The organism is Pseudomonas sp. WC2 (assembly GCF_050586545.1).
GTDB lineage: Bacteria > Pseudomonadota > Gammaproteobacteria > Pseudomonadales > Pseudomonadaceae > Aquipseudomonas.
Genome location: NZ_JBOBDR010000017.1, coordinates 71,015 through 86,765, shown reverse-complemented (window position 1 = coordinate 86,765; position 15,751 = coordinate 71,015). Strand labels below are relative to the sequence as shown.

Annotated in this window: 13 protein-coding genes; 3 read left to right on the top strand and 10 right to left on the bottom strand. The window is 60.0% G+C overall.

Annotation, left to right across the window (positions count from 1 at the left end; translation table 11 throughout):
• From ACQ4OE_RS20515 to ACQ4OE_RS20505, 3 genes are read left to right on the top strand one after another with little or no spacing between them, the layout of a single operon-like run.
• Positions 1–669 (top strand): class I SAM-dependent methyltransferase, encoded by a 669-nt coding sequence (locus tag ACQ4OE_RS20515; protein WP_430947708.1) that lies wholly within the window; start codon positions 1–3, stop codon positions 667–669.
• A gap of 4 nt (positions 670–673) precedes the next feature.
• The gene (locus ACQ4OE_RS20510) at positions 674–1,387 is read left to right on the top strand and encodes a lipopolysaccharide kinase InaA family protein (RefSeq protein WP_430947707.1); all 714 of its coding nucleotides are present in this window, start codon (positions 674–676) and stop codon (positions 1,385–1,387) included.
• A 2-nt stretch (positions 1,388–1,389) separates the two neighbouring features.
• Positions 1,390–1,617: a hypothetical protein gene (locus tag ACQ4OE_RS20505; protein ID WP_122589718.1), complete on the top strand. Its 228-nt coding sequence runs from the start codon at positions 1,390–1,392 to the stop codon at positions 1,615–1,617.
• Between the two features lie 85 nt (positions 1,618–1,702).
• Here ACQ4OE_RS20505 and ACQ4OE_RS20500 read toward each other — a convergent pair whose 3' ends face one another.
• From ACQ4OE_RS20500 to ACQ4OE_RS20455, 10 genes are all read right to left on the bottom strand, one after another.
• Entirely contained in the window at positions 1,703–4,738 is a 3,036-nt protein-coding gene (locus ACQ4OE_RS20500; protein WP_430947706.1) for a multidrug efflux RND transporter permease subunit, read from the bottom strand.
• A 13-nt stretch (positions 4,739–4,751) separates the two neighbouring features.
• Positions 4,752–5,900: an efflux RND transporter periplasmic adaptor subunit gene (locus tag ACQ4OE_RS20495; RefSeq protein WP_430947705.1), complete on the bottom strand. Its 1,149-nt coding sequence runs from the start codon at positions 5,898–5,900 to the stop codon at positions 4,752–4,754.
• A 157-nt stretch (positions 5,901–6,057) separates the two neighbouring features.
• Positions 6,058–7,158 carry a DUF1513 domain-containing protein gene (locus ACQ4OE_RS20490; protein WP_430947704.1) on the bottom strand — a complete coding sequence of 367 codons (1,101 nt, stop codon included), beginning with the start codon at positions 7,156–7,158 and terminating at the stop codon, positions 6,058–6,060.
• Positions 7,159–7,172: 14 nt separating this feature from the next.
• Entirely contained in the window at positions 7,173–8,237 is a 1,065-nt protein-coding gene (locus ACQ4OE_RS20485) for an imelysin family protein (RefSeq protein ID WP_430947703.1), read from the bottom strand.
• Positions 8,238–8,264: 27 nt separating this feature from the next.
• Positions 8,265–9,692, bottom strand: a complete 1,428-nt coding sequence (locus ACQ4OE_RS20480) for a di-heme oxidoredictase family protein (RefSeq protein WP_430947702.1) — start codon at positions 9,690–9,692, stop codon at positions 8,265–8,267.
• 304 nt (positions 9,693–9,996) lie between these two features.
• Positions 9,997–11,343: an imelysin family protein gene (locus ACQ4OE_RS20475; protein WP_008085485.1), complete on the bottom strand. Its 1,347-nt coding sequence runs from the start codon at positions 11,341–11,343 to the stop codon at positions 9,997–9,999.
• 138 nt (positions 11,344–11,481) lie between these two features.
• Complete coding sequence (locus ACQ4OE_RS20470) at positions 11,482–13,533, bottom strand: bifunctional diguanylate cyclase/phosphodiesterase (protein WP_122589704.1); 2,052 nt, start codon at positions 13,531–13,533, stop codon at positions 11,482–11,484.
• 418 nt (positions 13,534–13,951) lie between these two features.
• Entirely contained in the window at positions 13,952–14,548 is a 597-nt protein-coding gene (locus ACQ4OE_RS20465; RefSeq protein ID WP_008085479.1) for a superoxide dismutase, read from the bottom strand.
• Between the two features lie 176 nt (positions 14,549–14,724).
• Complete coding sequence (locus tag ACQ4OE_RS20460) at positions 14,725–15,327, bottom strand: LysE/ArgO family amino acid transporter (protein WP_430947701.1); 603 nt, start codon at positions 15,325–15,327, stop codon at positions 14,725–14,727.
• Positions 15,328–15,332: 5 nt separating this feature from the next.
• Positions 15,333–15,734: an ACT domain-containing protein gene (locus tag ACQ4OE_RS20455; protein ID WP_430947700.1), complete on the bottom strand. Its 402-nt coding sequence runs from the start codon at positions 15,732–15,734 to the stop codon at positions 15,333–15,335.
• Between the last annotated feature and the right edge of the window lie 17 nt (positions 15,735–15,751).

The following is a 15,751-nucleotide window of genomic DNA, read 5'->3' as shown; positions in this document are numbered from 1 at the left end:
ATGGCCGGCCCGATCAAACTCGATTTTTCCGAAAAGTACGACGATACGCACGCAGAAAAATACCTGCACAAGCATCAGGCCAATCTTGGTCGCCGTTTGTCCCATTGGCGTGACGAACAGTTGGCCCGCAAGGCCCTGACGCTGGCGGGTGAACCGGGACTGGTACTGGATCTGCCATGCGGCGCGGGGCGTTTCTGGCCCCTGCTGGCAGAAAAACCGAACCGGGTGATCATTGGCGCGGACAACTCCGAATCAATGATCAAGACAGCGATGCAGGCGCAACCGGCGGAGGTGGTGAAAAGGGTACAACCCTTGCACACCTCTGCGTTCGACATTGCCTTGCCTGATAACGCCGTCGATAGCATTTTCTGCATGCGATTGCTCCATCACGTCGGTGAAGCCGAGCATCGACGGGCCATTCTGCGTGAATTCGAGCGCGTCACCCGCGACAGCGTGATCATTTCGCTGTGGGTGGACGGGAATTTCAAGGCCTGGAAACGCAAAAAGGCTGAGGCCAAGCGTGGACAGGAGGGTTACCAGAATCGCTTTGTGTTACCGGCCGTTACGGTAGAAAAAGAATTTGAAGAAGCAGGGTTCCGCATTCAGGAACAACTGGATTTCATCCCGCTCTATGCCATGTGGCGGGTTTACGTATTACGCAAGAGGTAGTGGGATGGCAGTGCAATTTGCAGCAGAAACGGGCGTCGCTTCACAGGATGGCTTTGACTATTACTGGAACCAGCACGGTGAGTGGGTAGAAGAGCCCAATGTTCGGCGCGGTGGCGAAAGTGGTGTGCAACGCGTCATGGGGCGTGACGGCCAATTGTTGTATGCAAAGCGCCAGACCGGCCATATCTATCGCAGCTGGCTGCACCCGTTCGGTCGTCCGACGGTGTTGCGTGAGCTGGATGCCCTGAAGGGCGTCAGCAAACTCGGTGTGCGGGTGCCGGAAATCGTTTTCTGTGGCGCTCAGCCCGATCCGCAATACAAGTGGCGTGCGCTGCTGGTGACGAAGTCACTGGATGGTTTCGACGAACTCGAAAAATGGCAAGCGGCCGGTGGTCGTGCGCATTACGGCGAGGCTGTTTACGAGCGCGTGTTGAAAGAACTCGCCGACAACCTCGTGCGCATGCACAAGGGTCGTTGGCAGCACAGCTGCATCTACATCAAACACGTTTTTGTGCGGGTCACCGGCGAACGCGATGCGGCCAAGGTTGAAGTGGCATTGATCGATCTGGAGAAATGCCGCCAGCGTCTGACCGCCTATCGCGCAGCCTCCCACGACATGAAGCAAATGCGCCGCCATTCGTCGTTCAGCGACACCGACTGGAAAAAACTCGTCTACTTTTATGAGACGGCGTTTGGCAGCGCTATCAAAGGTTTATAGCGATGAAACTAGAAATTGCACGAGGTTTGTTTCTGGTTGGAGCCTTGGCAGTTGCATCATTGGCGGTGGCGGCCTGGGAGCAGCCCCGCATGCAGGTCGTTGGCGCGTCGATAGACGACGCCCACTGCGCAGTCCCACGGGTGGCGAAAGCCTCCGTGGCGACCAAACCCGATCATGATTTGTTGCTGTTCATGTTCGGACTTTCTCAAGGGATGAGGCCGCAAAGTTGAACCGATTGAAGCCCAAATGAAAGGCCTCGCAGATGCGAGGCCTTTTTTTATGCCCGGATGGATATGGATATACGCTCCCACAGGGTTATGCGATTGGTTTGGGATCGGGTTTCGCCAGCAGGGTGTAAACGCACGGCAGCACAAACAGCGTAAACAACGTCCCGATCGACATCCCCGTCGCAATCACCATGCCGATATCAAAGCGGCTGACCGCCCCCGCACCCGTCGCCAGAATCAACGGCACCATGCCGAACACCATCGCCGCTGTGGTCATCAACACGGGTCGCAAACGAATGGCCGCGGCTTCCTCGACCGCCTCCCGTGCGGTCAGGCCTTTGTCCTTGCGTAATTGGTTGGCGAATTCGACGATCAGGATCCCGTGCTTGCTGATCAGCCCGATCAGCGTCACCAGCCCGACCTGGGTATAGATGTTCATGCTCGACCAGCCGAGGAACAGCGGAATCAAAGCTCCGCAGATCGACAAAGGCACCGTCACCAGAATCACCAGCGGATCGCGGAAACTCTCGAACTGCGCCGCCAGCACCAGAAAAATGATCGCCAGCGCCAAGGCAAACGTCATCCACAGGGCACTGCCTTCCTGCACGAACTGCCGGGAAGCGCCGCCGTAGTCGAAGGCAAAACCGGCGGGCGCTTCTTCGCGGGCGATCTGCAACACGGTGTCGATGGCTTCGCCCATGCTCACCAGCGGGAACCCGGAAATCTTCGCCGCGTTGAGTTGCTGGAACTGGTTGAGCTGTCGCGGTCGTGCGCGGTCGCTGACCTTGATCAGCGTCGACAACGGCAGCAATTCGCCCTGGGTGTTTTTCACGTAGTAGTTGTTCAGCCAGTCCGGGTTGTCGCGATACGGCCGTTCAACCTGAGCGATGACCTTGTAGCTGCGGCCTTCAATGGTGAAACGGTTGATTTCCGCCTCTCCAAGCAGTGTCGCCAGGGTGCCGCCAAGGTCTTGCATCGACACGCCCATCTGCGCCGCTTTGGCGCGGTCGATGTCGACCACCACCTCCGGTTTGTCGAACGCCAGATCAAGGTCGACGAAGGCGAACTTGCCCGACTCCATTGCGCGTTTCTTGATCCGGTCAGCGACTTGCAGCAGCAGCTCGTAGTCGTTGGCCGTGTTGATCACGAATTCGAACGGTAAGCCTTCACCCGTGCCGGGCAGGGAGGGCAGGTTGAAGCCGAAGATCTGCAGACCCGCTATGGCGCCCAGTTTGCCTTGCACCTCGGGGAGGATTTCCATCTGCGTGCGGCTGCGTTCGTTCCATGGTTTAAGCAGGAAGCCGCCGATGCCGGCCTGCACACCGTTGTAGCCGTTGATCTGGAACGACGAGTAGTACTCCGGGAACTCCTTGAAGATCTTGATGAACTCGTCGGTGTAGGTGCTCAGGTAATCGAGGTTGGTTGGCTGCGGGGCGGTGGCCATCATGAAGATGATGCCCTGATCTTCATCCGGCGCCAGTTCCGATTTGGTGAACTTGAGGAACACCGGAATCAGGCACAGCACGATCACTGCAAACACCAGCACCACCGGCCGCGTATTCAGTGTGCCGTGCAGCGTGCTTTGATAGCGGCGCTTGAGGCCGTCGAAGATGCGGTCGAGGCGATGGGCAAGGCCGCTGGGATTCTGTTCGTGCCGCAGCAGATAGGCGCACATCATCGGTGACAGGGTCAGCGCGACGACCCCGGAAATCACCACCGCCCCGGCCAAGGTCAGGGCGAACTCCTTGAACAGCGCCCCGGTCAGCCCGCTGAGGAAACCGATCGGCGCGTACACCGCCGCCAGGGTGATGGTCATCGACACCACCGGCATGGCGATTTCCCGGGCGCCTTCAAGGGCGGCATCAAACGGGGTTTTGCCTTCCTCGATGTGCCGGTGAATGTTCTCCACCACGACAATCGCATCGTCCACCACCAGGCCGATGGCCAACACCATCGCCAGCAACGTCAGCAGGTTGATCGAGTACCCCATTATCTGCATGAAGAACATCACGCCGATCATCGACAGCGGAATAGTCACCACCGGGATCACTACCGAGCGCAGCGCACCGAGGAACAGGAACACCACGACGATAACGATCAGGACTGCTTCGAACAGGGTCTTCACCACTTCATCGATCGAGGCCTGGATGAACAACGTGGCGTCGTAGGCAATTTCGCTTTTGAGGTTCGGCGGCAGCTGCGCCTCCAGCTCCGGCATGATCTTGCGCACTTCTTTGATCACATCCAGCGGGTTCGCCCCCGGTGTGGCTTTGATGCCGATGTATACCGAAGGCGTGCCGCCGAACGAGCTGATCGAGTCGTAGTTTTCCGCGCCCATTTCCACCCGCGCGACGTCACTGAGCAGCACGCGGCTGTCGCCACTGACCTTGAGCGGAATCGCCGCAAAAGCCTCGGCGGATTTCAGTTCGGTATTGGCGTTGATGCTGGTGACCACGTACTCGCCTTTCACTTCGCCGGCGGCGGAGAGGAAGTTGTACTGGCGCACGGCGTTGGTCACGTCGCTGGCGCTCAGGCCGAAACCGGCGAGTTTCACCGGGTCGAGCCACAGGCGCATGGCGAACACCTGATTGCCGAGAATCTCCGCTTCGGCCATGCCCGGCAGCGTCGCCAGTTTTGGCTGGATTACCCGTGACAGGTAATCGGTGATCTGCGGATTGCTCAGGTCATCGCTGAAGAAACTGATGTACATCAGCGCCGAGGCGTCCGCGGACTCCTTGCTCAGCACCGGGTCTTCGGCGTCCTGGGGCAGCTGGTTTTTCACCTCGTTGGCCTTGGCCAGCAGTTCGGTGAACAAGCGGTCGGTGTTGGCGCCGATGCGTGCGTAGATCGAGATCGTCGAGAAGTTCTGGCGACTCACCGAGGTCATGTAGTCGATGCCCTCGGCACTGGCCAGACTCTGCTGCATCGGTTGGGTGATGTAGCCCTGAATGGTTTCGGCGTTGGCCCCGGGGTAGGCGGTGGTTACCGTGATCAGGGCGTTTTCCATTTGCGGGTATTGGCGCAGCGGCAACTTGCTCCAGGCCTGAAAACCCAAAAGCACAATCAACAGGCTGACCACGGTGGCAAGCACCGGGCGGCGGATGAACGGATCGGTAAAAGCCATGGGGATTCCTTGATCAGTCGGCGCGGGGCGGACTGTTCTGCTCGCCGAGGGTCTTGTCGTCGCTGATGGCGATGTGGGCACCGTTGTCCAGTTTGATCTGGCCAGCCGTCACCACTTGTTCGCCGCTCTGCACGCCCTTGTTGATCATCACCAGGCCATCGCGGCGTTCACCGGTTTCGATGAAGCGGCGCTCGGCGATCAGTACTGGTTGGCCCTTGTCATCCTTTTCGACGTTGCCGTCCTCGGCTTTCTTCTGCCCGACCACATAGATCGAGTTGCCGTAGAGGGTGTAGGTGATTGCGCTCTCCGGCACCACGATGTGTTTTTGCGGGTCAGGCAGCAGGACTTCAAGGCTGGTAAACATGCCCGGCAGCAGTTTGCCATCGGGGTTGGCCAGGGTGGCGCGGATCAGGATGTTGCGTGTGGTGCTTTCGACGATCGGGTTGATCGCGCTGATCTTGCCGGCGAAGTTTTGCCCGGGGTAAGCGGAGACCGAGATCTGTACGGGTTGGCCGATGGCCAGTTTCGGCACCGATTGTTCGGGCAGGTAGAAGTCGGCGTAGAGGCTGCTCAAGTCCTGCAACGTGGCGATTTTGGTGCCGCTGGCGAGGTAGTCGCCGACGTCGACCTGACGGATGCCGATGGTGCCGCTGAATGGCGCGAGGATGCGTTTTTTCGCCAGCGAGGCATTGAGCTGATTGACCGTGGCCTTGTTCTTTTGCAGAACGGCGGAGAGACGGTCGAATTCGCCTTTGGAGATGGCCCGGCTGTCGACCAATTGCGCGCCACGGCCGAAGTCCAGTTGCGCCAGACCCAGATCGGCCTTGGCGGTTTCGAGCAGGGCGGTTTCGACGGCGCTGTCGAGTTGCAGCAACGGCTGCCCGGCTTTGACCTTCTGTCCGGATTCGAATTTGAGCTCGGTGACAGTGCCGGCGACTTCCAGGCTCAGTTCGACACCTTGCAGCGCCTTGAGCGTGCCGACGGTGGGCAGGCGCATCTGCCACGGTTGTTCCGAGGCGCTGGCCACGGCGACGCTGATCGGCGGTTTCGGTTTGGAAAAGCCCTGGATCATCGTGTAGATCGAAAAGGCTTTGTACCCGCCCAGCACGAGGACGATCAGCAAAACAACACCCAACATGATCAGCATGCGGCGACGCAGCATATTTCCAGTTCCTTGGATAAATCAGGTGAGACAGGCGGGCACATTACTCCGAGTACAGGGGGTATTCCAACTGGCAGTTATTACAGGTGATGAAAAGGGTGAGGGGGATGAAATCCCGCTCACCCTTGATGGCGTATCTGTCGCTGAAACGGGCCGGTTATGCCATCAAATGCAGATGGTTGTCCCAGAGCCCCGCCGGCAATTCCAGCGGTTTGGCCAGCAGTTCATCCTGACGGCAATCGTAGTAGCGGCAGCGCCCTTGTCCGGACGTCACGACAAAGCCGTCCTGCACCGCACCGACGCCAGCGCAATCGGGCAGAGGCGCATCGAGGCGCACTTCGCCGCTGTCCAGGTCCCAGATAAAGAAGCGGTTGCCACGCGGCGCCGTCAGCGCGACCAGACGCAGTTCGCTGTGCACCGCGACGCTGGCGGTGTAATGCCCCATCGACTGCAATTGATGCTCCGGCACCGGGAACGCCACGAAGGGCTGGCCCGGACGCTTGATCGCCAGCAACTCCGAGCGTTCATGAGACGCGCCCATGAACTGCTGACCGGCGACGATGGTGCCGTCGCTGGCGATGCCCAAGTGCCGCACGCTGTTCATCTGCTGGGCCAGGGTTTCCTTGCTCAGCAGCGTGCCGTCGCGCTGCATCAGCACCAGGCTCGGTTCCATGGCGTTGAGGTTCATGTCGACGCGGCTTTCCGCCTCGGTACGAATCCCGCCGTTGGCCACCACCAGCGTCTCGCCGTCAGGCATCCATGACACTTGATGCGGGCCGAGGCCGTGGGTGGAAATCTCGCCGCTGTGCACCAGTCGCTCGCCTACGAACTTGTACACGCCAAGCAAACCACGACCGGGGTCGGTCGTGTCGTTCTCGGTGGCGTACAGGTACTCGCCGTCCTTGTGCACCACGGCATGCCCGTAGAAATGCCGGTTCGGCTGCGAGGTCACGGTCTGCAACAACGTGCCGTCGCGCAGGTCGATCAGGTAACTTTCGGTGCCCGGGCGACGTGCGACGAACAGCGCAATCGGCTGCGTCGGGTGGTTGATGATGTCGTGGCAACGCTGGCCGACTTCAGTGGCGAACACCCGCGTGCCGTCGAGCCGATAACCGACGGCGTAGTGCTTGCCGTCGGTATCGTCGCGCGCCGACAGCAACAGCGGGCTCTGATCCTTGCGTTTGAACAGCGTCCAGCCGCCCAGTGTCACTGCTCCCAGCAGCGTACTAGCTAAAGTCAGAGCCTGGCGTCGCAGCATGGCACTTGCCCTCATCAGTCACCGTCGTTGGCGTTGAAGCCCAGTTGGATGCCCAGCGCCTTGGCCAGTTCGCCTTCGTGCAGGCGATGGACGACGTTGAGGCTGTCGTAGATATCGTTGAGTTGCTGACGACCGGCGTCGTCTTCGAGCATTTCGCCGAGCGAACGCTGGGTGCTGTCGAACAGTTTCAGCGAGGCAGCGTAAGCGGCATCGATCTTGTCGGCCAGTGGCTTCTGATCGCTTGGCAGCAGGCTGCGCAGGCCTTTGTTGTCGACGCCTTCCCACACGCTTTTGGCGGCGGCGAGGCTGGCTTCCAGCGCGGTCAGGGATGACTGGCTACGCCATGCATCGGCCTGGAACGGCTGTGGCACGCCCTTGCTCTGGCGGCCCATTGGCGTGCCGAGCTTTTTCTTCAGGGTGTCCAGCGCGGTGACCTGCACCCGCAGCAGATCGGCGATCGCTTCGTGGGAGTCAGCGTAACGCTGGTTGGGGAATTTGGTCATCTGCGCGAGCATGCCGTCAGTGTTGTTCCAGCTCTGCAGAATCTCTTCGGCCAGTTGCTTCTGACGCTCGCCGATGGCGATCAGCAGCGGGCAGTACTTGGCTTTCTGATCGGCGTTGGCCACGTCAGGCTTGGCGTCGAACAGGATGTATTCGTAGGCCGACAGACCCTGAACGACCACGCTCGATTTGGCTAGTGCCGCGGCATCGATCTGCGGCTGCGCGACGACCAGTTGCTCGACCTGACGGCCGACAAGATTTTTCTTGTCCGGCCAGAACTGCACCTGCCACGAACGGTTGCCCTCGGCCAGCGGCCCGATCAGCAGCGGTTGCAACTCAGCCCAGGCTTTCTGCGCGTGAAGGAAGTCGGCGCGGGCGGTTTCCAGGGTTTCTTTGCCCTGGCAGTAGGCGAGGGCGCTGACCGCCAGTTGCTTGTCGGCTTCGACCCAACGCGTGTAGGTCGGCAGAATCACCGACTTGGCGATGGCCGCCGAGGTGACCGCTTGCGGATCCTGCGGCGAGCAGGCGCCGAGGGCGAGCGCGGCAAGGCTGGTGAACAGTAGCTTGGGACGGAACATGTCGGGCTCCCGATTCTTTATCAGTGTTTATAGTGAGTTCAAAAACGCCAGCAGCGCGGCACGCTGCTCGGCATTGAAAGACAAAACCTGTTGCTGCGCCGCTTTCGCTTCGCCGCCGTGCCAGAGCACCGCTTCGAGCAGATTGCGCGCGCGACCGTCATGCAAAAACTGTGTGTGACCGCTGACCGCTTGCGTCAGGCCAATCCCCCACAACGGCGGTGTGCGCCAGTCGCGGCCGGAGGCCTGGAATTCCGTGCGGTTGTCGGCGAGACCGTCGCCCATGTCATGCAGCAGCAGATCGCTGTAAGGGCGAATCACTTGATTGGCCAGTTCAGGTTCGGCCGCGTTGGCGGCGGTGGTGTATGTCGGCGTGTGGCACGAATCGCAACCGGCCTGAAAAAACAGGTTCTTGCCGGCGATGACGTCGGCATCGTTAACGCCACGGCGCGCAGGCACGGCGAGGTTGCGGCTGTAGAACAGCACCAGACGCAGGATGTTGTCGCTGACTTCCGGCTCGCCATCCGGGCCGTTGCCGTTCGGCGCCTGTTTGCAGGCGGTTTGCGCATCGGTGCAGTCATCGAAAGGTCTCAGGCTGGTCGTGAGGCCCATATCACCTGAAAACGCGTGAACATTCTGTTGATTGAGGTTCGGTTGCCCGGCTTTCCAGCCAAATCGGCCCATGACGGTTTTTTGCAGTTCGTCATCCCAGACCTGATTGGGGCGGCCATTGATGCCTTTGTTGTCTTTGGTCTGTGCAGCAGCGTTGGCGAGGATCGCATCGTCGGGGATGGCTTCGAGCAGACCGAGGCCGATCATTGGCGGCGCAACCCTGGCGGAAAAACGTGTGTCCGGGTGCATCGGGCCGTAGCCGAGCTGCGTGATGTGCAACACCGGTTTGCGCAATTCGACTTCTGTGCCGTCCTTGAACCGCACGGGCACTGGCGTGTACTCGACGCGCACTTTGCCTTCCGGGGCGACGCCGGGCACAGCCATGTCCTGGAACTGGCCGCCGTAGACCGGCTCCGGCACCACACCGACCTGCTCGATGAGCCGGGCATATTCCGGCGCATCGGGAATCGACAATCGAACCAGCATCGACACCGCGTTGGCCGCATCCGGCGTCGGCGGATGACCGCGACCGTCCTTGATGTGGCAGTTCTGGCAGGCGTTGGTGTTGAACAAAGGCCCGAGACCGTCGCGCGCAGTGGTGGTCGATGGTGCGATCACCCACGGGCTGCGAAAGAAGCTGTTACCGACGCTGAAATCCACCCGCCGCGATGGCGGCAGATTCGCCGAGGGCAGCGAGAATGCATTCTGATCGGTCTTGCGCACGGTCGCCGCTCCGCCCGAGCGTGCTTCACCGGGCTCGGCCTTGGTGAAACGCGGGGCGTCATCGCAGGCACTCAGGCCCAAGGCCAGAAACAGTGCGGACAAGCGAAGAGGCAGCGAGGGCATCAGACATCCTGCGGACGGGCGAAAACAAAGGCGCAAAGTCTAACAGGGCGAGGGGGTTTGAATAAGAGGAATTATCGTTTGCTTTATATGGCGCAAACCTTCAAGCCCATGCAAACCCTGTGGGAGCGAGCCTGCTCGCGAAAGCGGCGTCTGACGCGCTGAGAATGTGGTGGCCGATACAGCCTTCGCGAGCAGGCTCGCTCCCACAGGGATTGATTGGGTACACCTTCAAGCAGGGGTTTGTGTTTGGCAGGGATGAAAAAGGCGACCCGAAGGTCGCCTTTTTTTGACGCAGACGCTGTGATCAGAACTCGTGATCAGCGTTGTCCGGGTTCAGGTCGCTGATGCCCAGTTTGCCAGCAGCGGCTTCGATCGAACCGGTCTGCTTGACCAGCGATGCGATCGCGTCGCGAACGATCTGGTTGCCAGCGGTGTTGCCCGCCGCGATCAACTGGTCGTAGTGCTCACCCTTGTTGGCGTGATCGACCATGACCTGGATCTTGGCTTCGGTGGCCGCCAGATCGGCTTTCAATGCGGTGTCGGCAGCCGGGTCAGCCTTGGCCACCAGCGACGACAGGCTGGCGCCGGTCATCTTGGTGCCGTCAACACGGGTGTACTCGCCCAGGTAAACGTTACGAATGCCTTTGGCATCGTAGAAGTGCGAGTAATGCGTGTTGTCGCTGAAGCAGTCCTGCTCGTCTTCTGGGGAGTTGGCTTCCAGGGAAACCTTCATGCGCTCGCCCGCCAGTTCGCCCAGGGACAGGCTGCCCATGCCGAAGAGCATTTTGCGCAGACCGGTTTCGCCCGGCTCGGCTTCCAGAGTGGCGCGGTAGTTGTCAGCCACGTTCGGCTTCCAGTTACCGACCATTTCTTCCAGGTCGCTGACCAGCAGTTGGGTCACGGATTTCAGGTAGGCACGACGACGATCGTTGTGACCGCCAGTGGCGCCGGCGCCTTCGAGGTAATCGGAAGCAGGACGGTTGCCAGCGCCTGGGCCGGTGCCGTTGAGGTCCTGGCCCCACAGCAGGAATTCGATGGCGTGGTAGCCCGTGGCGACGTTGGCTTCAGAACCGCCCAGCTCGTTGAGGCTGGCGAGTTTTTCCGGGGTGATGTCTTTGACGTCGACCTTGTCTTCGCCGACCTGAACTTCGGTGTTGGCGATGATGTTGGCGGTCGCGCCCGGGTTACCCAGTGCGTGCTCGTAGGATTTGTCGACGTAGTCGATCAGACCCTCGTCCAGTGGCCAGGCGTTAACCTGACCTTCCCAATCGTCGATGATAGTGTTGCCGAAGCGGAATACTTCACTCTGCAGGTACGGAACGCGCGCGGCGACCCAGGCAGCCTTGGCGGCTTTCAGGGTGTCGGCGTTCGGCTTGGCGAGGAAAGCGTCGACGGCGGTTTGCAGGGTTTTCGCGGTGGATTCGGCATCGCTGTAAACGGCGAAGACCATGTCGGCGTAGTGCGCAACCACAGCCTTGGCGGCGGCTTCATCGACTTTACCGGCAGCGGCAGGAGCAGCCGCAGGTGCGGTGGTGCTGGCGGCTGGAGTCGGTGCGGCCGGTGCGGCGGCCTTGTCTTTGCCTTCGCCGCAACCGGCGAGGGAAATAGCGATGGCCAGCAGACTGGCGGTAGCCAGAGGCATACGAATCATGGCGAACATCCTGCTTCGTTGATTGATTGGACAGGCGCGGGGGTGCGCAAAGCTGCGACATAATGCAAATCTTTCGCATTATGTGTAAAGGGTTGTGGCTGGAAATATTTCTTATTTACGACGCTGAAGTGGCAACGATCAAAGGATCGCCGCATTACTGCGTTGTGCCTGCTTGAGATAGATGCTCAGCTCGCGCGCCGGCAGCGGTTTGCTGTAGTGGTAACCCTGACCTTCGTGGCAGCCTTCGGAAATGATGTAGCTTTCCTGCTCGGCCGTTTCCACGCCCTCGGCAATCACCTGCATGCCCAGACTTTTGCCCAGTTGAATGATCGCGCGAACGATGGTCGCATCATCGTCGTCATCCAGCAGATCCTGAACGAAGCTCTTGTCGATCTTGATCTTGTCCAGCGGCAGGCTTTTCAGATAGCTCAGCGATGAATAACCGGTGCCGAAGTCATCAATGGCGATCAGCGCACCGGAGCGGCGCAGGCTCAAGAGATGCTGGGCGGCGGTGCTGATGTCTTCCATCAGGCCGGTTTCGGTGACTTCCAGTTCCAGGCTGCGCGGCGGCAGGCGGTACATCTGCATCAGGTTGTTGACCACGCGCGGCAGCTCGGCGTGGTGCAACTGCACGGTGGACAGATTCACCGCCATGCGCAGGTCGGCGAAACCCATATCGTGCCATTCGCGCAGTTGCTTGCAGGCCTGATCCAGCACCCATTCGCCGATGGCGATGATCGTGCCGTTCTGTTCGGCCAGTGGAATGAACAGGTCCGGCGGCACCAGACCGTGTTCCGGATGTTGCCAGCGAATCAGCGCCTCGACGCCCACCACGCGGTGATCGCGATAGCTGATCTGCGGTTGATAGACGAGGTAGAACTGATCGCGCAGCAAGGCATCGCGCAGGTCTTTTTCCAGTTCGCGGCGGCGACGCATCTCGCTGTCGACGCTGGCGATGTAGAACTGATAGCGGTTGCGCGAACGGGTCTTCGCCAACGTCATGGTCTGCTCAGCCTTCTGCAACAGCTTCTCGGTGCTGTCGCCATCCTCGGGGAACAGGGTGATGCCGATGGTCGCTCGCAGGCGGATTTCCTGATGATCGAGGGCAAACGCCGCTTCCAGATCATCGAGGATGCTTTGCGCCAGCTCCGCTGCTTCGTAAGGCTGTTCGATATCGGCCTGGACCAGCGCAAACTGGTCGCCGCCCAAGCGGGCGAGGGCACCTAAGCGGCCGCTGTGGGCGCGCAGACGATCAGCCAGCGCCAACAGCAATTGGTCGCCGGTCTGGTAGCTGAATTGTTCGTTGATACCTTTGAAGTCATCCAGCCCTACACACAGCACGGCGACCCGGCGTTGCAACTTGCCGGCATCGACGAGGATTTTGTCCAGTTGCTGCTGCAATTGCTGGCGGTTCGGCAGGCCTGTCAGGAAGTCGTACTGGGCCATGCGCAGCAAGCTGTTTTCCGCTTCGTGGCGCAGGTGGGTGTTGCGCTCAATGGACTCGAGCAATTGGTTGGCGGTGTTGATCCAGAGGCCCAGCTCGTTTTTCTCGTGACCCTTGAGCTGCGGAATCTTGTGTTCGCTGGGGCGATCGGGGTTGATCTCGGTGAGGTGTTCGATAATCCGCGACAACGGTTTGGTCAGCAGCCAGTGATAGACCAGATACAACACCAGACCCATGGCCAGTGCGCGCAACACGCCGGAAATGAAAATGATCACCGAGCTGACGATAAACCCTTCGCCATAGGTGGCGGTGTCGAGGGTGATACTCAGGTCGCCGTAATATTCGCTGTACGGGCCGCGCCCCACCAGTTGCGTGGTGAAGGTGCGTTCCTGACCGAGGATCAGGTCAGTCAGCCAGCGGCTGTTGGAATGCTGCAGGTCGCGGGATTTCTGCGCGAGCATGGCTTCGTTGGGATGGCCGATGGAGGCCTGACGCACGGCATCGTCCTGAAACAGGCCTTCGATCACCTGCATGCCCATTTCCCGATCGAGGCTGTAAACGGCCTGGGTCGAGGGGTCGCGGAACATGTCGAGGATGCGTTCGGCGTCGCCGGCAACCGCCTGACGGGTTTTGTAGGCGTCGAAAACAATCTGCGCGCAGCTCAAGACCACGCCGACGATCAATGCCGACAGGAGCACGACCCGGAGCAACTTCACCGACAAGCTGTTCTTGAGTTCCAGCTTCAAAGGGTTATTCCTTGTTCCGAGCGGGTAGCGTCAGTTTGCCATGAGTATTGGCAATCCCGTGTTGGCAGTCAAAGGGACAATCAGGCCCGGGATGAATTACCCGTGGCGTTGGCCGAAATGCTGCTGTCTGGAGTATTAGCCCTATTTGTACTGTGTCGGTTGTTTCGGCCCTCAACTTGAGCGGTTCGCGACAATATTCCCAATGTTTTGATGTTAGCCGTCTGTACCGAGGCGGCAAGCCGTCTGCGGCTGCATTTACTGTGGGAATAACGCCATGATCGTTCCCATGCTCTGTTTGGGAATGCCGCTAGGGACGCGGAGCGTCACGGCCTGCATTCCTGCGCAGGAGCGTGGGAACGATCATTGAACGCCCATAAAAAAACCCGGCAATAGCCGGGTTTTTTGACTGGCGCGCAGCTTAAGCGGTGAAGGTTTTGCCTTCGAACTGCTCAGCAACGAACTTCCAGTTGACCAGGTTCCAGAACGCTTCGACATACTTAGGACGAACGTTGCGGTAGTCGATGTAGTAAGCGTGTTCCCAGACGTCGCAGGTCAGCAGCGGGGTGTCGCCGCTGGTCAGCGGGTTGCCGGCGCCGATGGTGCTGGCCAGAGCCAGGGAACCGTCAGCCTTTTTCACCAGCCAGCCCCAGCCGGAACCGAAGGTGCCGATCGAGGTTTTGCTGAACTCTTCCTTGAACTTGTCGAACGAACCGAACGAAGCGTTGATGGCTTCAGCCAGCGCGCCGGTTGGTTGACCGCCGGCGTTTGGCGCCAGGCAGTTCCAGTAGAAAGTGTGGTTCCAGACCTGAGCGGCGTTGTTGAAGATACCGCCCGAGGAAGTCTTGACGATTTCTTCCAGGGTCTTGCCTTCGAACTCGGTGCCTGGCACCAGGTTGTTCAGGTTCACGACGTAGGTGTTGTGGTGCTTGTCGTGGTGGTATTCCAGGGTTTCCTTGGAAATGTGCGGCTGCAGGGCATCGTGTGCGTAAGGCAGCGGCGGCAATTCGAAAGCCATGATGATTCTCCTAATCAGGTCTGTTGCGGTGAGCGCAAGGCCGATCACGGGCGGCCAGAAATGCACCGGCGAGTTTTTACTCTTTGCGGCGCAGGGTTTCGATCATAGCACCGGGGTTGCGCCATAACCACGCAACAACTGTGTGGGATAGAGGTTCCAGAGCTGTTTGGAATAAATCAGCCCGCCAATATCAACTGCCCGGCAACCGTGAACATCATCAACGCCACCACCAGATCAAGGATCCGCCAGGTACTCGGTCGGGCCAACCATGGCGCCAGCCATGCCGCGCCTAGCGCGAGGGTGAAAAACCACAATAGCGAAGCGCTCGCAGCACCGACCACGTAAGCCCCCGGCACCGATTGTTGCGCGCCGAGTGAACCGATCAGCAACACCGTATCCAGATAAACGTGGGGGTTGAGCAGCGTGACGGCCAAAGCGCTGAGCATCACCGCACGCAGCGAACGCACGGTCTGGTTCTCACCTTGGTTCATGCTCTGTTTAGAACAGGCCCGGCGCAGCGCCTGGCTGCCGTACCAGATCAAAAACGTCGCGCCGCCCCAACGGGCAATCGCCAGCAGCGTCGGGTTCTGCGCCAGAATCGTCGCCAGGCCGAACACGCCAGCGGCGACCAGCAACGCATCGCAAATCACACACAGCGCCGCCACGGGCAGGTGGTGTTCACGCCGCAGGCTTTGCGCCAATACAAACGCGTTCTGCGTGCCAATCGCCATGATCAGCCCGAACGCCACCAACAGGCCGTTCACATAGCTTTGCCACATAATCTTTACTCCGCGTTAGCTGCCAGATCGCGCAGCACTTGCATGGCGCGTTCGGCATCGGCTTGGCCGACGAACAAGTGGTCGTGGTAATAACCGGCGATTACGTTGCAACTGATGCCGGCCTTGCCCAGCGCCGTGGCGAATGCAGCGGTAAGGCCAACCGCTTCCAGCGCTGAATGCACGTTGAGGGTGATCCACGCGGCGACGTAGTCGAAGCTGAAACCGGCCTGTTCGGCGTCGGACCGTTCGAGAATCACCGTCAGACCTTCCTGTTCGCGGAAGCTGCCGACAATCGTCAGGCCATCGGGCATCTGAGCGTCGCGCAGGGTGCAGAACACATATTCGCCGGCGTTGAGTTGCGGGCTCATGCTGCGCAGCAGAGTCGAGAGTGAAGTTTCCCCAGCCATGACAGTGGTCCTTGATA